Origin of the sequence: Amycolatopsis thermophila (assembly GCF_030814215.1) — a bacterium.
In the GTDB taxonomy this organism is placed as follows: Bacteria; Actinomycetota; Actinomycetes; order Mycobacteriales; family Pseudonocardiaceae; genus Amycolatopsis_E; species Amycolatopsis_E thermophila.
The window spans coordinates 3,600,223-3,622,955 of sequence record NZ_JAUSUT010000001.1; the positions used below are offsets into that span (position 1 = coordinate 3,600,223).

Below are 22,733 nucleotides of genomic sequence, written 5' to 3' on the forward strand. Positions count from 1 at the left end.
AACATGGACGAACTTGATTCGGCGATCGTGCGGCTCCTGCAGGAGGATGCGCGGCAATCGAACCGGGATATCGCGCGCAAGGTCGGGATCGCGCCGTCGACGTGCCTGGAACGGATCCGCCTGCTCCGCCAGCGCGGCGTGATCCGCGGGTACCACGCGGACATCGACCTGGGCGCGCTCAACCGCGGCGTGCAGGCGATCGTCGCGGTGCAGATCCGACCGCTGAACCGCGCGGTGGTGGATTCGTTCGAAAGCTCGGTGGCGCACCTGCCCGAGGTGATCTCGGTGTTCACGCTGGCCGGCAGCGACGACTTCCTCGTGCACGTCGCCGCGCAGGACATCGACCACCTGCACGCGTTCCTGCTCGAACGCTTCACCAGCCGCCGCGAGGTCGTCGGCTTCCGGACGTCGATCATCTACCAGCACCTCGCCAAGCAGGTGCTGGAGCTGCTGCCCGAAGCGCAGCACTAGGGCGCGTCTGACAAAGATCGTGGCTGGTTCTGGTGACGGCACGGGACACCGTGCCACGGCGACCCCAGGCCGCCGCAGACGCGGCGGGGTTGATCGCAGGGGGCTGGATCGCACTACACGAAACCCGGAATCGAGCCGCCTGATCACGCCATCGGCCGTTGCCGCGGTGGGCCGACCACCAAGACCCACCGTGTGGTCGAGGGGAACGGCCGCGCACCGGTCACCCTGCTGAACACCACCGCGGCCGCAAGGGGAATCGCCACCCGGTTCGACAACCTCGCCACCGTCTACCGAGCAGCCGTCCTCCTCCACGACGTCATCACCTGGACACAGGCTTTGTCAGACACGCACTAGTCGGCGTGCAGGGCGGCGAACACCGACGGCCAGTCCGGCGACGTCGACTCCTCGTCGTCGTACAGCTCGAACGTCTTGCCCGACGCCGAGGGGTCGAACAGCGCCGCGACGACGGCGTCGGCCACCGCGTCGCGGCCGATCCGGCCTTCGCCCGTGTCGCCCTGCTCGATGCGCACCCCCGCGGAGGGCAGGTCGTGCAGCCAGCTCGGCCGGACGATCGTGTACTGCGCGCCGCTCTCGCGCAGCGCCTGCTCGCCCCGCGCCCTCGCCTCGATCACGCCCCGCAACTCGGGGTGCTCGGCCGCGCGCGTCAGGTAGATCTGCGACACCAGCACCACCGGGATGTCCTCGCGCGCCGCGATTTCCGCGACCGCGGCCACACCGCCGTGCATCGCCGCCTCGGCCGCGTCGCGATCGCGCGGCGGCTCCACGACGATCACGACACCGTCGGCGCCCGCGAAGATCGCCGGGTCGGGCTTGCCCGTGAGGTCCAGCTGGGGCGTCGAGCTGCGGCTCGCCACCACGACCCGGTGCCCGCCCCCGGTGAGCCGCTCGCAGATCCGGCGCCCGGTCCGGCCGGCGCCCCCGATCACGACGAAGGTGCTCATCGACCCCTCCCGACTTCCCTCGAGGTCACTGAGGGGACCAGGATGGACCCGCCGCCGATCATGGTCAATGGCTGGTGACGCAACCGTTCCCGCAACGCCGCCGCCGGTTCGCCGGCGCCGAGCTCCTCCCAGATCTCCAGTGATCGCCGGAAGTGGTCGCGGGCCTCGCGGATCTGCCCGAGCCGCTCGTGCAGTTCGCCCAGCAGTTCGCCCGCCTCGGCCTCGGAACGCCGGTCGCCGTCGCGCCGGTGGACCGACAGCGAGTTCACCAGGAGCAACTTCGCGTGCGCCAGGTCGCCGCCGCGCAGGCACAGCTCGCCGAGGCTCTGGTGCGCGTAGCCGACGCAGTGGTCGTCGCCCAGTTCGCGGAAGATCGCGATCGCCCGGTCCAGCTCCTCCCGGGCGTGCCCCAGGTTGCCGCGGTGCTGGTGCAGCAAGGCCATCCGGTGCCGGGCGTGCGCCTCCCGGTGCCGGTCGCCGATCTCGACACACGCCGCGCGCGCGTCGGTGAACCAGCGCTCCGCGGTCGCGTGGCAGCCACGGGCCAGCCACACCGATCCGATCGCGATCCGCACCACCGCTTCACCGTGCCGGTCGCCGCTGCGCGTGAACAACTCCAGCGCGTCGTGGCAGTGCGAAAGTGCCGTTTCGTGGTCACCCGACACGCGCCGGATCGTGCTCAGGCCGGCCAGCGCCACGGCCGCGCCCTGATCGTCGCCGATGCGGCGGAACAGCGCCAGCGAACGCTCGGACGCGGCTTGCGCGTCGGCGTAGGCGTCCTGGTAGACGCCGAGCTGCCCGAGGTTGCGCAGCACGATCGCCTGCCCGCGCAGGTCGCCAGCGCGCTCCGCCGCGCCCAGCGCCAGTTCGTGCGTGCGGCGCCAGTCGTCGTGGTGGCCGCGCAGGTCGAAGAACGGGGTGAACGCCGTCGCGAGCCGACAGGCCAGGGAATCGAGGCGCCAGCGGACGGCGAGTTCCACGAGCGCCACCGGCCGTTCCCCGGCGAACCAGGCGACCGGTTCGCCGGGCACGGTGTCCGGGCACCGCAGGTCCGGCGGCAGCGGTGGCGGTGCCGCGCCGAAGAAGCGCACCGGCATCCGCCGCGCGGCCCTCGTCGGCGAGCGCCAGGTACCCCTCGAGCACGCGGCGCACGCGGGCGCGGCGCTCGTCGTAGGGGTCCGAGTCCGCCAGTTCGCGGGCGTAGCAGCGGACCAGGTCGTGCAACCGGTACCGGGGCTGCCCGTCCACCACGTCGACCAGGTGCGCGCCGGCCAGTACCTCGAGCACGTCGTCGGCGCCGGACCGGCCGAGCAGCGCCCCGGCCACCCAGCCGGGGAACGGCAGCGGCCCCAGCGTGCCCAGTGCCCGGAACGCGCGGGCACAGCTGACCGGGAGCTGCTCGTAGCTCAACGCCAGACCGGCCCGCACGGCGAGATCGCCGACGCGCAGTTCGTCGAGACGCCGGCGCTCGTCCGCCAGCCGATCGGCGAGCGTGCGAAGTGTCCACTCGCGACGGTGCGAAAGCCGCGCCCCGGCAACGCGGATGGCCAGCGGCAGCCGGCCACACGCGCGCACGATCGCCGCCGCCGCATCCGGTTCCGCCGCCGCACGTGCGGCGCCGACGATGCGCGCGAGCAGTTCGGTGGCCTCCGCCTCCGGCAGCATGCCGACGTCGACGTGCCGGGCGGCGATCAGATCGGGTAGCCGGCCGCGGCTGGTGACGAGCACCGCGCAGGCCCCCGCGCCGGGCAGCAGGGGACGGACCTGGGCCGCGCTGCCCGCGTCGTCGAGCACCAGGCACACCCGCCGTCCGGCCAGCCGCGACCGCAGCAGGGCGGAGCGCTCGTCGAGCCCGCGCGGGATCCCGGCGTCCGGCACGCCGAGCGCGTGCAGCAGCTCGGGCAACACCTCCAGTGGGCGGCGCGGGGATTCCGACGTGCCGCGCAGGTCGACGTAGAGCTGGCCGTCGGGGTAGCGGTCGCGCGCCGCGTGGGCCGCACGCAGCGCGAGGGCGGACTTCCCGGCGCCCGCCGGCCCGGACAGCGCCACGACCGCGGTCCGCGAGCCGTCGAGCACGCCGGCCAGGTCCGTCAGCTGGTCCTGACGTCCGGTGAAGTCGGGCAGGTCCAGCGGCAGCTGGCACACCGGGGCGGCCGGAGCGGTCTCGACGAGGGCCTGACGCAGCCGCTCACCGGGATCGGTGTCCAGCTCGGTTCGCAGCGCCCGCTCGGCCTCGGCGTAGGCGGCCAGCGCCTCGCCCGGCCGCCCGCTCGCCCCGAGCGCGACGACGAGCAGCCGCCACAGCTCCTCGCGCAGCGGGTGTTCGGCCAGCAGGCCCCGCAACTCCACGATCGCATCGGCGTGCCGCCCGGCCTCGACGCGGCTCCGCAGGCGCTCCTCCTGCACCGACAGCCGCAGCTCGGTCAGCCGGGCCACCGCGGGCGACCACGAGTGGTGGTGCGGCAGGTCCTCCAGCACCTCGCCGCGCCACAACGCGGCGGCCTCGTCCAGTAGTGCCGGTGCGTGCTCCTCGTGCGCCCGTGCCACGAGCTGTCCGGCCAGCGTCGCGTCCAGCTCGTCCGGTGCGACGTGCAGCAGGTACCCGCCCGGGCGACCCTCGATGCGGCCGCCGAGCAGACGGCGCAGGCCGTGCACGTAGGTGCGCAGGTTCGCGCCGGCCGAGCGCGGCACCTGACCCGGCCACAGCACGTCGGTCAGCGCGTCGGCGGACACCACGCTGTTCGGCTCGAGCAGCAGGGCGGCCAGCAGCAGGCGCGGTTTCGGACCGCCGAGCGTCGCGGGCCGCCCGCGCACTTCCGCTTCGAGCGGTCCCAGGACACGGAAGAACACCAACGGCATCGCCTCCGGACGCAACCGGACCGGAAAAAAGGAAATCCGATCGTAGGCAAGTCCGTCAACGATTCACCAGTGCCGTTCGGCGGCTTTTCCGGGACATTCAGCCGAAGTATTCGCGCCGATTGTTCACTTGTTCACTTGTTCACCGGTTCCCACCGGACGCTTCGGCGCCTGCTCGGCGACGCGCGGCAGCTTCGGCCCGCCGCGTTCGTCGGCCGCGAGCCGCAGGCAGGCCAGCAGCCGCAGACCGGTCCACTCCTGGTCGGTCCAGCGTTCCGGCGGCTGCCAGCCGGTGCCCTCGGCCTGCGTCCACACGTCGTGCGCGTGGCCCGCGAGCAGGACGAGCCTGCTGACCGGCTCGTCGCGGGAGACCATGTCCTCTTCGCACCGCACCGCGTCGTCGACCGCGGTCAGGTGACGGGAGAAGGCCCGCCACAGCGAAGGGTCCCCGGCCAGCGCCTGCCAGCCGGGGTCGAGCCGCCCGGCGATGCCGCGCAGCCAGCGCCGGGCGGATCGATCAGCCAGGTAGTCGGCCCACTGCACCCTTCGATGATGGACCCTGAACTGCGTTTTAGCGACCGTATCCAGCCTTTCGGAGGGCATCGGCCAGCGCACCGCCGCCGCCCGCGGGCTCGCGGCGCTTGGGCTGACCGCCCTTGCGCGGCTGGCCGCCGCGGCGCTCGCCGCCGCCTCCACCAGCCGGTTTGGCGCGGCCGCCGCCGACCTCGTCGTCCAGGCGCAACGTCAGCGAGATCCGCTTGCGCGGGATGTCGACCTCGAGCACCTTCACCTTGACGATGTCACCCGGTTTGACTACCTCACGCGGGTCCTTGACGAAGTTCTTCGACATCGCCGACACGTGGACCAGACCGTCCTGGTGCACCCCGATGTCGACGAACGCCCCGAACGCGGCGACGTTGGTGACCACGCCCTCCAGCCGCATGCCCGGCTTGAGGTCGCCGATCTTCTCCACACCCTCGGCGAAGGTGGCGGTCTTGAACGCCGGACGCGGGTCCCGGCCGGGTTTCTCCAGCTCGGCGAGGATGTCGGTGACGGTCGGCAGGCCGAACGTGTCGTCGACGAAGTCCTCCGGCCGCAGCTTGCGCAGCACCCGCTCGTTGCCGATCAGCTCACGCAGCTCGACACCGGTCTTGGACAGGATCCGCCGCACGACCGGGTAGGCCTCGGGGTGCACGCTGGAGGAGTCGAGCGGGTCGTCGCCGCCGCGGATGCGCAGGAAGCCGGCGCACTGCTCGAACGCCTTCGGACCCAGCCGCGGCACCTCCTTCAGCGCCGAGCGCGACCGGAACGGGCCGTGCGCGTCACGGTGGCCGACGATGTTCTCGGCCAGGCCCGCGGTGATGCCGGAAACCCTGGTCAGCAGGGGCGCCGAGGCGGTGTTGACGTCCACGCCGACGGCGTTCACGCAGTCCTCGACGACCGCGTCCAGCGACCGCGACAGCGACACCTCGGACACGTCGTGCTGGTACTGGCCCACGCCGATCGACTTCGGGTCGATCTTCACCAGCTCGGCCAGCGGGTCCTGCAGCCGCCGCGCGATCGAGACCGCGCCGCGCAGCGACACGTCCAGCTCGGGCAGCTCCTGCGAGGCGAACGCCGACGCCGAGTAGACCGACGCGCCGGCCTCGGACACGACCGCCTTGGTCAGGTTCAGCTCGGGATGCCGCTTGATCAGCTCGGCGGCGAGTTTGTCGGTCTCCCGTGACGCGGTGCCGTTGCCGATCGCGATCAGGTCCACCGAATGGGCGGCGCAGAGCTTCGCCAGCTCGTCGATCGCCTGGTCCCAGCGGTTCTGCGGCTGGTGCGGGTAGATCGTGTGGGTGTTGACGACCTTGCCGGTCGCGTCCACCACGGCGACCTTCACACCGGTGCGGAAACCGGGGTCCAGACCCATCGTCGCGCGGGTGCCCGCCGGGGCGGCCAGCAGCAGGTCGCGCAGGTTGGCGGCGAACACGTTCACCGCGTCCTCCTCGGCCTTCTGCCGCAGCCGCATCCGCAGGTCGATACCCAGGTGCAGGAGGATCTTGGTGCGCCACGCCCAGCGCACGGTGTCCTGCAGCCACTTGTCGGCCGGGCGGCCCTCGTTGGTGATGCCGAAGCGCTGCGCGATGCGGCGCTCGTAGTCCGACGGCCCGGTCTTCGGCTCGTCGGACGGTTCTTCGGGTTCGACGGTGAGGTCGAGGACGTCTTCCTTCTCCCCGCGCAGCATGGCGAGCACGCGGTGGGAGGGCATCTTCGTGAACGGCTCGGCGAAGTCGAAGTAGTCGGCGAACTTCGCGCCCTCGGTCTCCTTGCCCTGGCGGACCTTCGACGAGAAGTAGCCTTCGGTCCACATCTTCTCGCGCAGTTCGCCGATCAGGTCGGCGTCCTCACCGAAACGCTCGACCAGGATCGCGCGCGCACCGTCCAGGGCGGCCTGCGCGTCCGCGACGCCCTTCTCCGGGTCGACGAACACCGCGGCGGCGGCCTGCGGGTCGGTGTTCGGGTCGTTGAGGAGGCCGTCGGCCAGCGGTTCCAGGCCGGCCTCGCGGGCGATCTGGGCCTTGGTGCGCCGCTTCGGCTTGTAGGGGAGGTAGATGTCCTCCAGGCGCGCCTTGGTGTCCGCGGCGCGGATCTGCTCGGCGAGCTCCTCGGTCAGTTTGCCCTGGCTGTCGATCGACTCCAGGATCGCGGCCCGCCGCTCGTCGAGCTCCCGCAGGTACCGCAGCCGGTCCTCCAGCGTGCGCAGCTGTGCGTCGTCGAGGGCGCCGGTCACCTCCTTGCGGTACCGCGCGATGAACGGCACGGTCGCCCCGCCGTCGAGCAGGTCCACGGCGGCTTTGACCTGCCCTTCGCGGACGCCGAGCTCCTCGGCGATCTTCTGCTCGATCGACTGCACGGCCACTGTCACGATGCTGATCACTCCCTGCTCGCGGTTGCGGGGGCCAATTCTGCCTGCGCCGGGTCGGGGCGGGCACGGAAGGGGGGCCCGCCGTTGCCGAACCGGAAGCAACGACGCGGTAACCAACCGGGGGCCGGCCGCGACCTCGGGGTGTCGGGTCGACGTGGGGCGGGTGTGGATGGACGGGTCACGCGGGGTGCGCCGGGTGCGGGTGGGGATGCAGCTCCGGCGGGTGCGGGTCGACCGGCCCGGCGGCGAGACCGTCGCGCTCTGCTACCCGGGGATGCTGCTGACCTGCTACGAGGACGCGCGCAAGGTCTGCGAACGGTGGGTTCCGCTGGGCGCGGAGCCCACCGAGGAGGACGACGAGCGGCTCATCGACGCGTTGCACGCCGCGATGGTGTGGCGGAACCGCCTGGACGAGGACCGCCCCTGACCGCCACGGCGCTCGCTTCTTGGCGCGGGTACCGGCGGTGCTGCCGGCAATCCCTCCTCGCCGAAAGCCTGTCGAGGCGTGACCGGCGCGCGGCCGCCCTAGGTGTACTTGGCCAGGACGTTGGTGGCGGCGGGTTGCTGTTGACGTGGGGAGGGGCCTCCGGCTGGGGTGTGGCTTGTCCAGGACCCACGCCAGGCCGGAGGCTCTCGTGTGCCGCGGTGATGCCCGCACGACGTTCTTGGGCAGGTTGCTGATTGTTCAGCGGGGCGCTGGTCGCAGGCGTTCATCAAGCCCCACTGCCCGCCTGCCACCAACTTGATCGCCACGTACACCTAGGACGGCGGGCTCAGCTTCAGCAGGAGGCGGTGCAGTTCCGCGCGTTCCGCCGCGCTCAGCCGGCCGAGCATCGACTCGTCCACCTTGCGCGCCAGGGGATCGGCCTCGCGCACCGCGGCTTCGCCGAGTTCGGTGAGCCGCAGGATCCGGCGGCGGCGGTCCGTGCCGATCGTGCGCGTGATCAGTCCGCGCTGCTCCAGCCGCAGCATCAGGTTCGCCAGTGTCGCCTTGTCGATCGCGGCCTGCTGACCCGCGCTCGCCTGGTCCACGTCGTCCCCGTCGGCGACCGCCTTGAGGACGGCGTACTGCGGCTTCGTCAGCGTGGGCAGTTCGGCCTGCCAGCGGGCGCCGTGCTCCTGCAGGGCGCGGCGCATGACGTGGAACACGGCTTCGTCGACAACGGTCATGACCGCATGTTAGTGTGAACACGAAAGGTTCGTATACGAACTACTTGGGAGGCGTGATGCGGCTGATCGTCGCGATGACGGGGGCCACCGGCGCGCCACTCGGGGTCCGCCTGCTCGAAGCGCTGCACGACCTGCCCGACGTCGAGACGCACCTCGTGCTGTCCCGGTGGGCGCGCACCACGATCGAGCTGGAAACCCCTTACAGCGCACGGGAAGTCGCCAAGCTCGCCGAGGTCGTGCACGGGGCCGGGGACCAGGCCGCGACGATCTCGTCCGGCTCCTTCCGCACCGACGGGATGGTCGTCGTCCCGTGCAGCATGAAGACGGTCGCCGGGATCCGCGCCGGGTACGCCGACGGGCTCGTCGGCCGCGCGGCCGACGTCGTGCTCAAGGAGCAACGCCGGCTCGTCCTGGTGCCGCGCGAGACGCCGCTGAGCGAGATCCACCTGGACAACCTGCTCGCGCTGGCCCGGATGGGCGTGCGGATCGTGCCGCCGATGCCCGCCTTCTACAACCACCCGCAATCCGTGGACGACGTCGTCGACCACGTCGTCACCCGCGTGCTGGACCAGTTCGACCTGCCCGCGCCGAACGCCCGCCGCTGGTCCGGTCTGCACCGATAGGAGGAAACCCGTGCCCTACGACGACTTCCGGTCGTTCCTGCACACCTTGGACGTGGAAGGGCAACTGCTGCGGATCACCGAGGAGGTCGCGCCCGAACCCGACCTCGGCGCCGCCGCGAACGCCGCCCCGCGCCTGGGCGACAAGGCGCCCGCGCTGTATTTCGACAACGTCACCGGCTTCACCGACGCGCGGATCGCGCTGAACGTGCACGGATCCTGGGCCAACCACGCGCTGGCGATGGGACTGCCGCCGCAGACCGGGATCAAGGAGCAGGTCGCCGAGTTCATCCGGCGCTGGGAGGACTTCCCGGTACCCGTCGAGCGGCGGGAGAACCCGCCGTGGGCGGAGAACGTGCTCGAGGGCGACGACGTCGACCTGTTCCGGGTGCTGCCGCTGTTCCGGCTCAACGACGGCGACGGCGGGTTCTACCTGGACAAGGCGGCGGTGGTGTCCCGTGACCCGGAGGACCCGGAGAACTTCGGCAAGCAGAACGTCGGCGTGTACCGGATGGAGGTCAAGGGGCGCGCCAAGCTCGGGCTGCAGCCGGTGCCGATGCACGACATCGCGCTGCACCTGGCCAAGGCCGAGGAGAACGGCTCGGACCTGCCGGTCGCGATCGCGCTGGGCAACGACCCGGTGATCTCGATCGTCGCGGCCACCCCGATGGCCTACGACCAGAGCGAGTACGAGATGGCCGGAGCCCTGCGCGGCGCCCCGGCGCCGGTCGCGACCGCGCCGCTGACCGGGCTGGACGTGCCGTGGGGGTCCGAGGTGATCCTGGAGGGCGTCATCGAGGGCCGCAAACGCGAGATCGAGGGGCCGTTCGGCGAGTTCACCGGCCACTACTCGGGCGGCCGGAACATGGCCGTGGTGCGCATCGACCGGATCTCCCACCGGACCAACCCGATCTTCGAGTCGCTGTACCTCGGCATGCCGTGGACGGAGATCGACTTCCTGATGGCGGCCAACACGTGCGTGCCGATCCACCAGCAGCTCAAGGAAGCGTTCCCGGAGGTGCAGGCGGTCAACGCGATGTACACGCACGGCCTGCTCGCGATCATCTCGACGAAGAAGCGCTACGGCGGGTTCGCGAAGGCCGTCGGGATGCGGGCGATGACCACGCCGCACGGGCTCGGGTACGTCAAGACCGTGATCGTGGTGGACGAGGACGTGGACCCGTTCAACCTGCCGCAGGTGATGTGGGCACTGTCCACAAAGGTCAACCCGGCGGGCGATCTGGTGAACATCCCGAACCTGCCGGTGCTGGAACTGGATCCCGGATCGCAGCCCGCGGGGATCACCAACAAGATGATCATCGACGCGACGACGCCCGTCGCGCCCGACGATCGCGGCCACTACAGCCAGCCGGTGCGCGACCTGCCCGAAGCCGCGGCGTGGCTGACGAAGTTGCAGGGAATGCTGGCGCGGTAAGGAGAAACCGATGTGCCCACGTTGTGAGTTCGAGACGGTGACGAAGCTGGCCGACTCGCCGGTCGCCGGGGTGTGGGAGGTGCTGCAGTGCCAGCGGTGCCTCTACACCTGGCGGACGACCGAGCCGCCGCGGCGGACGACCCGGGAGCACTACCCGGAGGAGTTCCGCATGACCCAGGCCGACATCGACAACGCCCCCGAGGTGCCGGCCGTGCCGCCGCTGCGGGTGCGCTGATGGCCGACACGCTGATGTGGGAGGTGCGGGCGGCACCCGGCCGGCGCGACGAGCTGCTCGCCTGGGTGGAGTCGGCGATCCCCGGCCCGGCCGAGGTGTACCTCGGCGGGCCGGACCGGGTGGTGGTGATCGCCCGCGGGGTCTCGCGGCTGCCGGAGCCGCCGCCGGAGCTGCTGGCGCGGCCGGTGGCGCAGTGGCCGTTCACGTTCCACCGGTCGCTGTAGCCGGGCGCCTTCGGGGTCACGATTTCCGGGTCGGCGCGTGTCCGGGCGCGGCGCCGCTGGCCATCGACGGCGAGCTCGGGGCGGCCGTGCGCAGGGGAATCCAGCCGAACATCCCGCTCGTCCGTGCCAACCCGGCGCGACTGTGCGAAGCTCCCCATGTCATTGGGTCAGCGCGGACTTGGAGGGCGTACATGGAGCGGGTCGGCAACGGCGAGCACGTCGTGATCGTGCTGCACGGCTGGTTCGGGTCGTCGACGGCGTGGGAGGAGCTCACCCCGCACCTCGACGCCGAACGGTTCAGCTACCTCTTCCCGGATTTCCGCGGGTACGGTACCCGCCGGGACGAGCCCGGCGCGCACACCATCGCGGAGATGGCCGCCGACGTGCTCCTGCTCGCCGACGAGCTGGGCGTCGACCGGTTCTCGCTGGTCGGGCACTCGATGGGCGGCAGCGTGATGCAGTACGTCCTCGCGGAGGCACCCGGGCGGGTCCGGTCGCTCTTCGGCATCTCCCCGGTGCCCGCGAGCGGGGTGCCCATGGACGAGCAGACCTGGCAGCTGTTCAGCAGCGCGGCCAACGACCCGGCGAGCCGCCGCGCGATCATCGACTTCACCACCGGCGGCCGCCACCCGGACGCGTGGCTCGAGGGCATGGTCATCCACTCGCTGGAGAACTCCGACAAGACCGCGTTCGGCGAGTACCTGCAGGCGTGGGCGAAGACCGACTTCTCCGAGCGGATCGCCGGCAACGAGGTGCCGATCAAGGTCGTCGTCGGCGAGCACGACCCCGCGCTGAGCGAGGAGGTCATGCTGGGGACGTTCGGGCGGTGGTACCCGAAGCTCGAGCTGGAAGTGCTGCCCGACGCCGGGCACTACGCCGCCGACGAGGTGCCGGTGACGCTGGCCAACATGATCGAAGTGTTCCTGGACGAGCACTGATGTCCGAGGTGGACGTCTTCGACCCGAGGGTGTTCGCCCGCGGCGTGCCGCACGACGAGCTGCGCCGGTTGCGGGACGCGGAACCGGTCGCGTGGCAGGACGAACACGAGGTGCTCGACTGGCCGTCCGGGCCGGGCTACTGGGCGGTGACCCGCTACGCCGACGTGAAGCACGTGCTGCGGACGCCCGAGGTGTACTCGTCGTGGCTGGGCGCCACGCAGATCCGCGACCCCGAACCGGACGACCTCGCGTTCATCCGGCGCATGATCCTCAACATGGACCCGCCGGAGCACAACCGGTTGCGGCGCATCGTGTCCGCGGTGTTCACCCGGCGCCGCCTGGAACGCTCGGCCGAGCAGATCGCCGAGCGGGCCAGGGCGCTGATCGGGGCGGTCGTGCCGCGCGGGCAGTGCGATCTGCCGGTCGAGGTCACCGACGACTTCCCGCTGCTCAACCTCGCCGAGCTGATCGGGGTGCCGCCGCAGGACCGCGGGCTGCTGCTGAAGTGGACCAACCGCGTCATCGGCTACCAGGACCCCGAGCACGCCGAGGTCGTGCGCGGGCCGGACGGCAAACCGGTCAACCCGCGGTCACCGGCGATGCTCGCCGACATGTTCGACTACGCGCAGTCGCTGGCGGAGGCGAAGCGGCGCGAGCCCGCGGACGACCTGATGACGGCGCTGGTCCAGGCCACTGTGGACGGCCGGTCCCTGGATGACGCCGAGTTGCGGATGTTCTTCTTCCTGATGGTGATCGCCGGGAACGACACGGTGCGCAGCGCGCTGCCCGGCGGGGTTCTGGCGCTGGTGCAGCACCCGGCGGAGTACCGGCGGTTGCGGGCCGACCCGTCGCTGGTGCCGTCGGCGGTGGAGGAGATGCTGCGGTGGCACCCGCCGGTGCTGACGTTCCGGCGCACCGCCGCGCGCGACACCGAGCTGGGCGGGCAGCGGATCGCCGCCGGGGACAAGGTGGTCGTGTACTTCGCGTCGGCGCACTACGACGAGCGGGCCTTCCCGGACCCGTACCGGTTCGACGTGTCGCGATCGCCGAACGACCACCTGGCGTTCGGGCAGGGGCCGCACCTGTGCCTGGGGGCGCACTTCGGGCGGTTGCAGATGCGGGTGTTCTTCCGGGAGTTCCTGACGATGCTGCCGGAGGTCCGGTTGGGAGGCGAGGTGCGGCGGTTGACGTCGAACTTCATCAACGGGATCACACATCTGCCGCTGGTGTGGTGAGGCGGGGCCACGACGTAGCGGCTACCCGAACGACCGCACCGAAACCCCGGCCTCCACCAGCGCGGCCCGCACCCGGCGGCCGATCTCCACCGCGCCCGGGGTGTCCCCGTGCAGGCAGATCGACTCCGGCGAGACCTTCACCTCGGAGCCGTCGGCCGCGACAACCACACCCTCGGTCGCCATCCGCACGCAGCGCCGCACGACTTCGTCCGGGTCGTGGATCACGGCTCCCGGCTCCCGGCGGGAAACCAGTGTCCCGGACGGGGTGTAGGCCCGGTCGGCGAACGCCTCGCGCACCGGTCGCAGCCCGGCGGCCTCCGCCTGCCGCAGCCACTCCGACCCCGGCAACCCCAGCACCGGCAGCGACGGATCGAACAGCCGCACCGCCTCGACCACCGCCGCGGCCTGCTCGGCGTGGTGCACGATCGCGTTGTACAGGGCACCGTGCGGCTTCACGTACGCCACCCGCGTCCCGGCCGCGCGCGCGAACGCGTTCAGCGCCCCGATCTGGTACAGCACGTCGTCCACCAGCTCGGCGGGCGCCACGTCCATGAACCGCCGCCCGAAACCGGCCAGGTCCCGGTAAGCCACCTGCGCCCCGACGGTCACACCCCGCGCGGCAGCCGCGGCCGTCACCCGGCGCAGCACGCTCGGATCGCCCGCGTGGAACCCACAGGCGACGTTGGCGCTGGACACGATCTCCAGCAGCGCGTCGTCCTCCGTGAGGTGCCAGACCCCGAATCCTTCGCCCAGGTCCGCGTTCAGGTCCACCCCGGTCACTCGCCCTCCAGCTCACCCTCGGTCCGCAGGTACACCTCGCGCAACTGCCCCAGCAGCTCCGGATCCGGCTCCGCCCACAGGCCGCGGTCGGCGGCCTCGGTGAGCCGCTCGATGATGCCGCGCAACGCCCACGGGTTGGCCTTGGCGAGGAACTCCTGGTTCTGCTGGTCGAGGACGTACGACTGGGACAGCTTTTCGTACATCCAATCCTGCACGACCCCGGCGGTGGCGTCGAAGCCGAACAGGTAGTCCACGGTGGCCGCCAGCTCGAAGGCGCCCTTGTAGCCGTGCTTGCGCATCGCGGCGATCCAGCGCGGGTTGACCACCCGCGCCCGGAACACCCGCGCCGTCTCCTCCGACAGCGACCGCGTCCGCACCGAGTCCGGGCTCGTCGAATCGCCCACGTAGGACGCCGGGGCCTCACCGGTCAGCGACCGGGTGAACGCGATCATCCCGCCGTGGTACTGGAAGTAGTCGTCCGAGTCGGCGATGTCGTGTTCACGCGTGTCGCTGTTCTTCGCCGCGACCTCGATGCGCCGGTACGCGTTCTCCATGTCCGGCCGGGCCTCGACACCGTCCAGGCCCCGCCCGTACGCGTACCCGCCCCACGTCGCGTAGACCTCGGCCAGATCGGCGTCGTCGCGCCAGTTCCCGGAGTCCAGCAGGGGCAGGATCCCCGCCCCGTACGCGCCCGGCTTCGACCCGAAGATCCGCGTGGTGGCACGGCGTTCGTCCCCGTGCGCGGCCAGATCCGCCTGCACGTGGGCGCGCACGAAGTTCTCCGAGGCGGGCTCGTCCAGCGACGCGACCAGCCGCACCGCGTCGTCCAGCAGGGCCACCACGTGCGGGAACGCGTCCCGGAAGAACCCGCTGATCCGCACCGTGACATCGATCCGCGGCCGCCCCAGCTCGGCGAGCGGGACCGGTTCCAGCCCCGTCACCCGCCGGGACGCGTCGTCCCACACCGGCTGGACGCCCAGCAGCGCCAGCACCTCGGCCGCGTCGTCGCCGGACGTGCGCATCGCCGAGGTGCCCCACACCGAGAGCCCGACGGACTTCGGCCACTCGCCGGTGTCCTCGCGGTAGCGGCGCAGCAGCGACTCCGCCAGCGCCTGCCCGGTCTCCCACGCCAGCCGGCTCGGGATCGCCTTCGGGTCCACGGTGTAGAAGTTGCGCCCGGTCGGCAGCACGTTGACCAGCCCGCGCAGCGGCGACCCGCTCGGCCCGGCGGCGATGTAACCGCCGTCCAGAGCGTGCAGGACCGCGTCGATCTCCGCCGCGGTCCCGGCCAGCCGCGGCACGATCTCGGTGGCGGCGAACCTCAGCACCCGCGCGACCTCCGGATCGGAGGCCACCTCCGCGACCGCCGCCGGAGACCAGTCCCGCTTCTCCATCGCTTCGACCAGGGCGCGCGCCGCGGCCTCGATCGCGTCCACTTCGGACGTCGGCGCGCCCTCGACGAGCCCCAGAGCCGATCGCAGCCCGGGCACCGCACCGGCCTGGCCGCCCCACATCTGCTGCGCGCGCAGCATGGCCAGCACCAGGTTCACCCGCGCCTCGCCGGCCGGCGCGGCACCGAGGATGTGCAGGCCGTCCCGGATCTGCGCGTCCTTGACCTCGCACAACCAGCCGTCGATGTGCAGCAGGAAGTCGTCGAACTCGGCGTCGTGCGGGCGCTCCGACACGCCGAGGTCGTGGTCCAGCTTCGCGGCCTGGATCAGGGTCCAGATCTGGGCGCGGATCGCGGGCAGCTTCGCCGGGTCCATCGCCGCGATGTTGGCGTGCTCGTCGAGCAGTTGCTCCAGCCGGGCCAGGTCGCCGTAGCTCTCCGCGCGCGCCATCGGCGGGATCAGGTGGTCGACGATCGTGGCGTGCGCGCGGCGCTTGGCCTGCGCGCCCTCGCCGGGATCGTTGATCAGGAACGGGTAGATCAGCGGCAGGTTCCCCAGCACCGCGTCCGGACCGCAGGACGCGGACAGCCCGGCGTTCTTGCCCGGCAGCCATTCCAGCGACCCGTGCTTGCCGAGGTGCACGACGGCGTGGGCGCCGAACTCCTCCTCGATCCAGCGGTAGCAGGCGAGGTAGTGGTGGCTCGGCGGCAGGTCCGGGTTGTGGTAGATCGCCACCGGGTTCTCGCCGAACCCGCGCGGCGGCTGGATCATGAGCACGATGTTGCCCGCCCGCAAGGAGGCCAGCACGATGTCACCGTCCGGATTGGACGAGGTGTCGACGTACAGCTCACCGGGCGGCGGGCCCCAGTGCTCCTCGATGTCCGCACGCAGGTCCTCGGGCAGCGCGGCGAACCACTCGCGATACCGCGCGGCGGGCACGCGGATCGGGTTGCCGGACAGCTGCTCCTCGGTCAGCCACTCCGGGTCCTGACCACCCGCGGCGATCAGGGCGTGGATCAGCGCGTCGCCGTCCGGCTGGCCGGTGCCGGTCGGCTCGACGCCGGGGAACGGCTCGTCGCCCAGGTCGTAGCCCTGCGCGCGCATCCGGCGCAGCAGTTCGATCGCCGACGCCGGGGTGTCCAGTCCGACCGCGTTGCCGACGCGCGAGTGCTTGGTCGGGTACGCCGACAGCATCAGCACGATCTTGCGCTCGGACGGCGGGGTGTGCCGCAGGCGGGCGTGCGCGAGGGCGATGCGCGCGACCCGTGCGGCGCGTTCGGGGTCCGGCACGTAGTGCGGCAGCCCGTCGTCGTCGATCTCCTTGAACGAGAACGGCACGGTGATCAGGCGGCCGTCGAACTCCGGCACCGCCATCTGGTTGCCGGCGTCCAGCGGCGACAGGCCGTCGTCGTTGTCCTCCCAGGTGGCGCGGTCGCTGGTCAGGCACAGCGCCTGCAGCGTCGGCACGTCCAGCGCGGCCAGTTCGGCGACGTCCCACGCCTCATCGTCACCACCGGCGCCGACCTCGGATGGACGGGTGCCGCCCGCGGCGAGCACGGTGACCAGCAGCGCGTCGGCCTTGCGCAGCTCGGCCATCATCTCCGGCTCGCGCGAGCGCAGCGACGCGCAGTAGATCGGCAGGGCCTGCCCGCCCGCGTCCTCGACCGCCTCGGCCAGCGCCTCGACGAACCGCGTGTTCCCGGACAGGTGGTGCGCGCGGTAGTAGAGGATCGCCACCACCGGGCCTCGGGAGTTCACCGCGCGGCGTCCTTGCCGGTCCAGCACACCCCACGCGGGCTGCTCGGCGGGCGGCTCGAACCCGTCGCCGGTGAGCAGCAGCGTGTCGGACAGGAACCGGTGCAGCTGGGTGAGGTTGGCGGGGCCGCCCTGCGCGAGGTAGGCGTGGGCCTCGGTCGCGATGCCCGCCGGAACGGTGGACAACGCCATCAGCTCCGCGTCCGGGGTCTGCTCGCCGCCGAGGACCACCACGTGCTTCCCGCTGGCCCGGACGGTGTCCAGGCCCTCCTGCCACGTCCGGGCCGATCCCAGGATGCGGACCACCACGACGTCGGCGTCCGCCAGCAGGCCGGGCAGCTCGGCGAGGTCGAGCCGGGCCGGGTTGGCCAGGGTGAAGCCGGCCTCGCTGGTGCGGGCGCTGAGCAGGTCCGTGTCCGAAGTGGACAGCAGCAGGATCACGCGGGTACCTCCTAGGTCACCCAACCCTGTCCGGTGACCGGGCCCGTCGTCAAGCCGTCCGTTCCTCCCGGCCGAGGCGGGGGAAGGGTTGCGTGGAGAAGATCACCTCGACGGGCACCTCGAAGTACTCGGCGATGCGCAGCGCGAGGTACAGGCTCGGGCTGTACTCGCCGCGCTCGAGGTAGCCGATCGTCTGGTAGTGCACCCCGACCGCCTCGGCCAGCTGCCGCCGCGAGATGCCGCGCTCGGCGCGCAGCATCGCGATGCGGTTGTAGATCGACTCACTCATCCCGGAACCCGCTGTAGTGCCTTCTCCCGCCGGGCGGCCACGGACGAACCGGACTCGCGCCGGGCCATCCTACGCAGGACGACCGGAGCCAGGACCAGGCCGGCGACCGCCCACGCGCCGAGCACGCCCACCGTCTCCCAGGTCCGCCACGAACCGTCGATCTCGACCGCCGCCATCGCGTCCGGCAGGAACGCCGAGCGCATCCCCAGCCCCAGCCAGTACAGCGGGAACACCTGCGCAAGACCCCGCACCCACTCCGGCAGCGCGTTGATCGGGTAGAAGATGCCCGACGTGCCGACCAGCGCCATCACCGGCAGCATCACCACGCCCGTGGTTCGCGGGTTCTCGAACAGCGACCCGAACACCGCGCCGATCGGCAGCGTGGCCACCAACCCGAGCACCAGCACCCACACCAGGGTCACCCAGGTCATGGCGCTTACCTGGAGCCCGTCGAACAGGAACAGCCCCGGCGCGATCAGCAGCACGATTCCCGCGATGGTCATGCCGGAGATCAGGACGATCTTGCCGACGAGGTAGCCGCCCATGCCGTGCGGCAGCGCCTTCGCGCGCAGCAGCGTGCCGTCCTCGCGCTCGAGCGTGAGCTGCTGCATCGTGTTCACCATCGCGTTGAACCCGATGCTCGCGCCGATCAGGCTGGGCAGTGTCATCGAACCGCGCGAGAACGTGGTGCCCGGGATCACCGAGCCCTTCATCAGGGTCATCACGACCAGGAACACGACCGTGGGGAAGAAGTAGCCCCACAGGTCCTGCACGGTGCTGAAGCTGTGCCGCAGCTCGATCAGGCCGCGCTGGAAGCCGGTGCGCAGAGCGGTGGTGGTCATCGGACACCTCCCTCGAACTTGCGCAGCAGCGCCATGTAGGTGTCCTCCAGGCTCGCCCGGCGCACCTCCAGGTCCTCGATCTCCTCGCCGTACTGGGCGAACAGCTCGCGCACGTACCTGGTCGCCCCGGTGGTCGCGTGCACGTAGCGCTGCCCGTCGCGGGTCCAGCGCACCTCGGCGCCGGTGGACATCTCCCGGCTGAGCGCCTCGGCCGAGCCGTTCGCGATGATCGTGCCGCCCGCGAGGATGAGGATCCGGTCGGCGAGCTTCTCGGCCTCGTCGAGGTCGTGCGTGGTGAGCAGGATCGTGGTGTCGGACTCGTCGGCCAGCCGGTGCACCAGGTCGTGGAACTCGCGGCGCGCCTCCGGGTCGAACCCGGCGGTCGGCTCGTCCAGGAACAGCAGCTCGGGGCGCCCGACGATGCCGATCGCCACGTCCAGCCGGCGCCGCTGACCGCCGGAGAGCTGCCCGACCTTCTTGTGCGCGTGCGGCGTGAGGCCGACCGCGGCGACCAGTTCGTCGACGTGCCACGGCCGCCGGTGCTCGGCGTAGTAGGAGCCGAAGTGGGCCAGCAGCTCCCGGACGCGCCACTTGCCGTGGTCGCGCCACGACTGCAGCACGATGCCCAGGCGGGAGCGCCAGGTCTCGTCACCGCGGGCCGGGTCGGTGCCGAGCACGCTGACCTCGCCGGCCGAGCGCATCCGGAACCCTTCCAGGATCTCGATGGTCGTCGTCTTGCCCGCGCCGTTCGGGCCGAGCAGCGCCAGCACCTCGCCGGGCGCCGCCGTGAACGTGACGCCGTTGAGCACGTCGTTCGTGCCGTACCGCATGCGGAGGTCGCGGACGTCCAGCACCGGCCGGGCGCCCGGCGGTCCGGGTGGTCTCGTCGCGACCTGCCTCATCGCTGTCATAGGTCTTCTCCCCAGTGCTATGCCTGTGCGATAGAATGTAGCAGACCTACTACATATGACCCAAGTCCTACTTCGGGATCTTGGCGCCGTTTACAGTGAGCGCATGGCTCTCCCCGCACGTGTCCGCGCCGATGCGTGCCCGGGTGTGTTCGCCACGCACGACGCCGCCGACGGCGCCCTCGCCCGGGTGCGGCTGCCCGGCGGACGGCTGAGCGCCGCGCAGGCCGGTGTGCTGGCTTCCTGCGCCGAGGACCTGGGCGACGGCTCGGTCCACCTGACCTCGCGGGGCAACATCCAGCTCCGCGGCCTGGCCCCGGACACCGGCGAGCTGGTCGCGCGGCTGTCGTCGGCCGGGCTGCTGCCCGCGCCGTCGCACGAGCGGGTGCGCAACTACCTCGCCTCGCCGCTCAGCGGGCTCAGCGGCGGGCTGCTCGACGTGCGGGAGACGGTGTTCGAGCTGGACCGCGCGGTCTGCGCGCGGCCCGAACTGGCCGGGTTGCCGGGCCGGTTCCTGTTCGCGCTGGACGACGGCCGGGGCGACGTCGCGGGCGAGGACGCCGACGTGTGCTGGCGGGCGGTGGACTCGTCGGTGGGTGCGGTGCTGCTCGCGGGCCGGGATACCGGCGAGCGGGTGCCCATCGGCGAGGCCGTCGACGTGCTCGTGCGGAAGGCGTTGTGGTTCCTCGAGGTTCGGGGCGGTGCGTGGCGGGTCCGTGAGCTCGACCTGCCCGCGGGGCCGCGCTTGCCCACATCGCCGGGAGTGCCGATCGGGCCGTTCACGCGGGACGACGGGCTGACCGGTGTGTGCGGGGCGCCGGTGCTGGGGCAGCTGCCCGCGGCGGATCTGCGGGCACTGGGGGAGATCGTCGTGACGCCGTGGCGGTCGGTCGTCGTGCCGCTCGGCACCGAGGCGCCGGGGCTGGTGACCGATCCGGACGCGCCGGGACTGGGCGTCAGCGCGTGCATCGGGCGGCCGGGCTGCGCGAAGTCGCTCGCCGACGTCCGCGCCGACGCGCGAGCGGTGATGAGCCGCGTGCCCGCCGGCGTGCGGATGCACTTCTCCGGGTGCGAGCGGCGGTGCGGGCGCCCGCACGAACCGCACGTGGACATGCTCGCGGGCAGCGAGGAATACCAGAAGGGAATGCCGTGATCGACTACATCCGCGACGGGGCGGAGATCTACCGCCACTCGTTCGCCACGATCCGCGAGGAGGCCGACCTGGCGATCCTGCCGGAGGACCTCGAGCCGGTCGCGGTCCGCATGATCCACTCGTGCGGGATGGTCGACCTGGTCGACGACCTGGCCTACTCGCTGGACCTGGTCGACTCGGCGCGGGCCGCGCTGCGCGACGGCGCGCCGGTGCTGTGCGACGCGCAGATGATCGCCAGCGGCGTGACCCAGAAGCGGCTGCCCGCGTCGAACGAGATCCTGTGCACGCTCTCCGACGAGCGCGTGCCGGCGCTGGCCGAGCGGATGGGCACGACGCGGTCGGCGGCGGCGCTGGAACTGTGGCGGGACAAGCTGGCCGGCTCGGTGGTGGCGATCGGCAACGCGCCGACCGCGCTGTTCCGGCTGCTGGAGATGCTGGCGGAGGGCGCCGGGGTGCCGGCCGCGATCATCGGGGTGCCGGTCGGGTTCGTCGGCGCCGCCGAGTCCAAGGAGGAACTGGTCAAGCGCGCGCCCGCGCCGTACCTGGTGGTGCACGGGCGGCGCGGTGGCAGTGCCATGGCCGTGTCCGCGGTCAACGCGCTCGCGAGCGAGGTCGAATGAAGACGGGCAAGCTCTGGGGCGTCGGACTCGGCCCGGGGGACCCGGAGCTGATGACGGTCAAGGCGGCGCGGCTGATCGGCGAGGCGGACGTGATCGCCTACCACTGCGCCCGGCACGGGCGCAGCATCGCGCGGTCGGTGGCCGAACCGTACCTGCGCGAGGGCCAGATCGAGGAACGGCTCATGTACCCGGTGACGACCGAGGGCACCGACCACCCGGGCGGGTACGAGGGCGCGATCGCCGAGTTCTACGAGCTGAGCGCGAAACGGCTCGCCGAGCACCTGGACGCCGGACGCGACGTCGTGCTGCTGTGCGAGGGCGACCCGTTCTTCTTCGGCTCGTACATGTACATGCACGAGCGGTTGACCGACCGGTACGAGGCCGAGGCGGTGCCCGGGGTGACGTCGGTGTCGGCGGCCTCGGCGGTGCTGGGCAAGCCGTTGGTGCAGCGGGACGAGGTGCTGACGGTGCTGCCGGGGACACTGCCCGCGCCGGAACTCGCGCGGCGGCTCGCGGACACGCAGGCCGCGGCCGTGATGAAGCTGGGCCGCACGTTCTCGTCGGTGCGCGAGGCGCTGGCCGAGTCGGGGCGGCTGGACGAGGCCTACTACGTCGAGCGGGCGACCTGGTCGAACCAGCGGGTGGAGCCGTTCGCTTCGGTCGATCCGTCGACGGTGCCCTACTTCTCGCTCGCGCTGGTGCCGAGCCCGGCGTATGCGTCGCGGAAGGAGCCCGCCGCTGTCGAGCAGGCCGCCCCGTCGGATGGCGGCGAGGTGGTGGTCGTCGGGCTCGGGCCGGCGGGACCGGAGTGGCTGACGCCCGAGGCGTCTTCGGCATTGGCCGAGGCGGAGCACATCGTCGGGTACGGGCCCTACGTGGCGAAGGTTCCGCAGCGGGCGGGGCAGGTGCGGCACGCGTCGGGGAACCGGGTCGAGGCCGACCGGGCGCGGCACGCTCTGGAGCTGGCCGCATCCGGTGCGCGGGTGGCGGTGGTGTCGTCCGGGGATCCCGGGGTGTTCGCGATGGCGTCCGCGGTTCTGGAGCAGGCGGCCCAGCTGGAGGAGCCCGTGCCGGTGCGGGTGATCCCCGGCGTGACGGCGGCTTCGGCGGCGGCGGCGCGCGCCGGGGCGCCGCTGGGGCACGACTACTGCGTGCTGTCGTTGTCGGACCGGCTGAAGCCGTGGGACGTCATCGCGCGCCGGCTCGAGGCGGCCGGGGCCGCGGATCTGGTGGTGGCCCTGTACAACCCGGCTTCGAAGACGCGGACTTCGCAGCTGGCGCAGGCGCGCGAAATTCTGGTGCGGCACCGTCCCGTGGAGACGCCGGTCGTGGTGGCGCGCGATGTCGGCGGTCCGGAGGAGTCGGTGCTGGTGACGACTCTCGGGGAGTTCGATCCCGCTGCGGTCGATATGCGGTGCCTGGTGATCGTGGGGTCGTCGCGTACGCGGGTGGATCACGGGTTCGTCTGGACGCCCCGGTCGTATTGAGCCGCCGCCC

22 protein-coding genes are annotated in these 22,733 nt (G+C 71.9%); 11 read left to right on the plus strand and 11 right to left on the minus strand.

Going from position 1 to position 22,733, the window contains the following annotated elements; all coding sequences use genetic code 11:
* Positions 1-3 precede the first annotated feature (3 nt).
* Positions 4-471 carry an Lrp/AsnC family transcriptional regulator gene (locus FB470_RS17735; RefSeq protein WP_306992946.1) on the plus strand — a complete coding sequence of 156 codons (468 nt, stop codon included), beginning with the start codon at positions 4-6 and terminating at the stop codon, positions 469-471.
* Between the two features lie 350 nt (positions 472-821).
* Here the strand turns inward: FB470_RS17735 and FB470_RS17740 are convergent, their stop codons facing one another.
* The 5 genes from FB470_RS17740 to FB470_RS17755 all read right to left on the minus strand — a co-directional run bounded on the left by FB470_RS17740 (position 822) and on the right by FB470_RS17755 (position 7,212).
* The gene (locus tag FB470_RS17740) at positions 822-1,433 is read right to left on the minus strand and encodes an SDR family oxidoreductase (protein WP_306992947.1); all 612 of its coding nucleotides are present in this window, start codon (positions 1,431-1,433) and stop codon (positions 822-824) included.
* On the minus strand, positions 1,430-2,131 hold the full coding sequence (locus FB470_RS35980) for a tetratricopeptide repeat protein (protein ID WP_442320553.1): 702 nt from the start codon (positions 2,129-2,131) through the stop codon (positions 1,430-1,432). Before FB470_RS35980 ends, FB470_RS17740 begins: the two co-directional genes overlap by 4 nt.
* Positions 2,088-4,283, minus strand: coding sequence for an AfsR/SARP family transcriptional regulator (locus FB470_RS17745; protein WP_442320135.1), 2,196 nt, complete (start codon positions 4,281-4,283; stop codon positions 2,088-2,090). The genes FB470_RS35980 and FB470_RS17745 overlap by 44 nt, the downstream gene beginning before the upstream one ends.
* Before the next feature lie 132 nt (positions 4,284-4,415).
* Complete coding sequence (locus FB470_RS17750) at positions 4,416-4,832, minus strand: DUF6401 family natural product biosynthesis protein (protein WP_306992949.1); 417 nt, start codon at positions 4,830-4,832, stop codon at positions 4,416-4,418.
* A gap of 28 nt (positions 4,833-4,860) precedes the next feature.
* A complete protein-coding gene (locus FB470_RS17755; protein ID WP_306992951.1) occupies positions 4,861-7,212 on the minus strand; it encodes a Tex family protein in 2,352 nt (783 codons plus the stop codon).
* Between the two features lie 157 nt (positions 7,213-7,369).
* On the opposite strand from FB470_RS17755, the gene FB470_RS17760 reads away from it, so the two are divergent.
* Positions 7,370-7,627 (plus strand): hypothetical protein, encoded by a 258-nt coding sequence (locus FB470_RS17760; protein WP_306992952.1) that lies wholly within the window; start codon positions 7,370-7,372, stop codon positions 7,625-7,627.
* Positions 7,628-7,959: 332 nt separating this feature from the next.
* Here FB470_RS17760 and FB470_RS17765 read toward each other — a convergent pair whose 3' ends face one another.
* Positions 7,960-8,370, minus strand: a complete 411-nt coding sequence (locus FB470_RS17765; protein ID WP_306992954.1) for a MarR family winged helix-turn-helix transcriptional regulator — start codon at positions 8,368-8,370, stop codon at positions 7,960-7,962.
* Between the two features lie 56 nt (positions 8,371-8,426).
* Between FB470_RS17765 and FB470_RS17770 the strand changes: the two genes are divergently transcribed.
* From FB470_RS17770 to FB470_RS17795, 6 genes are all read left to right on the plus strand, one after another.
* A complete protein-coding gene (locus FB470_RS17770) occupies positions 8,427-8,993 on the plus strand; it encodes a non-oxidative hydroxyarylic acid decarboxylases subunit B (protein ID WP_306992956.1) in 567 nt (188 codons plus the stop codon).
* 10 nt (positions 8,994-9,003) lie between these two features.
* Positions 9,004-10,425 carry a non-oxidative hydroxyarylic acid decarboxylases subunit C gene (locus FB470_RS17775; RefSeq protein WP_306992958.1) on the plus strand — a complete coding sequence of 474 codons (1,422 nt, stop codon included), beginning with the start codon at positions 9,004-9,006 and terminating at the stop codon, positions 10,423-10,425.
* Positions 10,426-10,435: 10 nt separating this feature from the next.
* Positions 10,436-10,660, plus strand: a complete 225-nt coding sequence (locus FB470_RS17780) for a non-oxidative hydroxyarylic acid decarboxylases subunit D (protein ID WP_306992959.1) — start codon at positions 10,436-10,438, stop codon at positions 10,658-10,660.
* Entirely contained in the window at positions 10,660-10,884 is a 225-nt protein-coding gene (locus FB470_RS17785; protein WP_306992961.1) for a hypothetical protein, read from the plus strand. The genes FB470_RS17780 and FB470_RS17785 overlap by 1 nt, the downstream gene beginning before the upstream one ends.
* A 191-nt stretch (positions 10,885-11,075) precedes the next feature.
* A complete protein-coding gene (locus FB470_RS17790; protein ID WP_306992963.1) occupies positions 11,076-11,822 on the plus strand; it encodes an alpha/beta fold hydrolase in 747 nt (248 codons plus the stop codon).
* Positions 11,822-13,057 (plus strand): cytochrome P450, encoded by a 1,236-nt coding sequence (locus tag FB470_RS17795; RefSeq protein WP_306992964.1) that lies wholly within the window; start codon positions 11,822-11,824, stop codon positions 13,055-13,057. The genes FB470_RS17790 and FB470_RS17795 overlap by 1 nt, the downstream gene beginning before the upstream one ends.
* A 21-nt stretch (positions 13,058-13,078) precedes the next feature.
* Here the strand turns inward: FB470_RS17795 and FB470_RS17800 are convergent, their stop codons facing one another.
* The 5 genes from FB470_RS17800 to FB470_RS17820 are packed head-to-tail and all read right to left on the minus strand — an operon-like array spanning position 13,079 to position 19,457.
* Positions 13,079-13,837, minus strand: a complete 759-nt coding sequence (locus FB470_RS17800) for a LamB/YcsF family protein (protein WP_306992965.1) — start codon at positions 13,835-13,837, stop codon at positions 13,079-13,081.
* Complete coding sequence (cobN, locus tag FB470_RS17805) at positions 13,834-17,424, minus strand: cobaltochelatase subunit CobN (protein WP_306992967.1); 3,591 nt, start codon at positions 17,422-17,424, stop codon at positions 13,834-13,836. Before cobN ends, FB470_RS17800 begins: the two co-directional genes overlap by 4 nt.
* A 49-nt stretch (positions 17,425-17,473) precedes the next feature.
* Complete coding sequence (locus FB470_RS17810; protein ID WP_020421902.1) at positions 17,474-17,713, minus strand: helix-turn-helix transcriptional regulator; 240 nt, start codon at positions 17,711-17,713, stop codon at positions 17,474-17,476.
* A complete protein-coding gene (locus tag FB470_RS17815; protein ID WP_306992968.1) occupies positions 17,710-18,555 on the minus strand; it encodes an ABC transporter permease in 846 nt (281 codons plus the stop codon). The genes FB470_RS17810 and FB470_RS17815 overlap by 4 nt, the downstream gene beginning before the upstream one ends.
* Positions 18,552-19,457: an ABC transporter ATP-binding protein gene (locus tag FB470_RS17820; RefSeq protein ID WP_306999326.1), complete on the minus strand. Its 906-nt coding sequence runs from the start codon at positions 19,455-19,457 to the stop codon at positions 18,552-18,554. The genes FB470_RS17815 and FB470_RS17820 overlap by 4 nt, the downstream gene beginning before the upstream one ends.
* Before the next feature lie 112 nt (positions 19,458-19,569).
* Here FB470_RS17820 and FB470_RS17825 point away from each other — a divergent pair, with 112 nt between their 5' ends.
* Genes FB470_RS17825 through FB470_RS17835 form a run of 3 tightly spaced genes read left to right on the plus strand, consistent with a single transcriptional unit; the run spans position 19,570 to position 22,723 of the window.
* Positions 19,570-20,616, plus strand: a complete 1,047-nt coding sequence (locus tag FB470_RS17825) for a precorrin-3B synthase (RefSeq protein ID WP_306992970.1) — start codon at positions 19,570-19,572, stop codon at positions 20,614-20,616.
* Positions 20,613-21,236: a precorrin-8X methylmutase gene (locus FB470_RS17830; RefSeq protein ID WP_306992972.1), complete on the plus strand. Its 624-nt coding sequence runs from the start codon at positions 20,613-20,615 to the stop codon at positions 21,234-21,236. Before FB470_RS17825 ends, FB470_RS17830 begins: the two co-directional genes overlap by 4 nt.
* Positions 21,233-22,723: a precorrin-2 C(20)-methyltransferase gene (locus tag FB470_RS17835; RefSeq protein ID WP_306992974.1), complete on the plus strand. Its 1,491-nt coding sequence runs from the start codon at positions 21,233-21,235 to the stop codon at positions 22,721-22,723. The genes FB470_RS17830 and FB470_RS17835 overlap by 4 nt, the downstream gene beginning before the upstream one ends.
* The last annotated feature ends 10 nt before the right edge of the window (positions 22,724-22,733 follow it).

What these genes read in the sequence shown, in the direction of transcription:
- FB470_RS17790 (WP_306992963.1), top strand. Translation starts at nt 11,076, where the DNA reads ATGGAGCGGGTCGGCAACGGCGAGCACGTCGTGATCGTGCTGCACGGC.
- FB470_RS17785 (WP_306992961.1), top strand. Translation starts at nt 10,660, where the DNA reads ATGGCCGACACGCTGATGTGGGAGGTGCGGGCGGCACCCGGCCGGCGC.
- FB470_RS17770 (WP_306992956.1), top strand. Translation starts at nt 8,427, where the DNA reads ATGCGGCTGATCGTCGCGATGACGGGGGCCACCGGCGCGCCACTCGGG.
- FB470_RS17815 (WP_306992968.1), bottom strand. Translation starts at nt 18,555, where the DNA reads ATGACCACCACCGCTCTGCGCACCGGCTTCCAGCGCGGCCTGATCGAG.
- FB470_RS17810 (WP_020421902.1), bottom strand. Translation starts at nt 17,713, where the DNA reads ATGAGTGAGTCGATCTACAACCGCATCGCGATGCTGCGCGCCGAGCGC.
- FB470_RS17760 (WP_306992952.1), top strand. Translation starts at nt 7,370, where the DNA reads ATGGACGGGTCACGCGGGGTGCGCCGGGTGCGGGTGGGGATGCAGCTC.
- FB470_RS17795 (WP_306992964.1), top strand. Translation starts at nt 11,822, where the DNA reads ATGTCCGAGGTGGACGTCTTCGACCCGAGGGTGTTCGCCCGCGGCGTG.
- FB470_RS17835 (WP_306992974.1), top strand. Translation starts at nt 21,233, where the DNA reads ATGAAGACGGGCAAGCTCTGGGGCGTCGGACTCGGCCCGGGGGACCCG.
- FB470_RS17820 (WP_306999326.1), bottom strand. Translation starts at nt 19,457, where the DNA reads ATGAGGCAGGTCGCGACGAGACCACCCGGACCGCCGGGCGCCCGGCCG.
- FB470_RS17740 (WP_306992947.1), bottom strand. Translation starts at nt 1,433, where the DNA reads ATGAGCACCTTCGTCGTGATCGGGGGCGCCGGCCGGACCGGGCGCCGG.
- FB470_RS17780 (WP_306992959.1), top strand. Translation starts at nt 10,436, where the DNA reads ATGTGCCCACGTTGTGAGTTCGAGACGGTGACGAAGCTGGCCGACTCG.
- FB470_RS17825 (WP_306992970.1), top strand. Translation starts at nt 19,570, where the DNA reads ATGGCTCTCCCCGCACGTGTCCGCGCCGATGCGTGCCCGGGTGTGTTC.
- FB470_RS17765 (WP_306992954.1), bottom strand. Translation starts at nt 8,370, where the DNA reads ATGACCGTTGTCGACGAAGCCGTGTTCCACGTCATGCGCCGCGCCCTG.
- FB470_RS17735 (WP_306992946.1), top strand. Translation starts at nt 4, where the DNA reads ATGGACGAACTTGATTCGGCGATCGTGCGGCTCCTGCAGGAGGATGCG.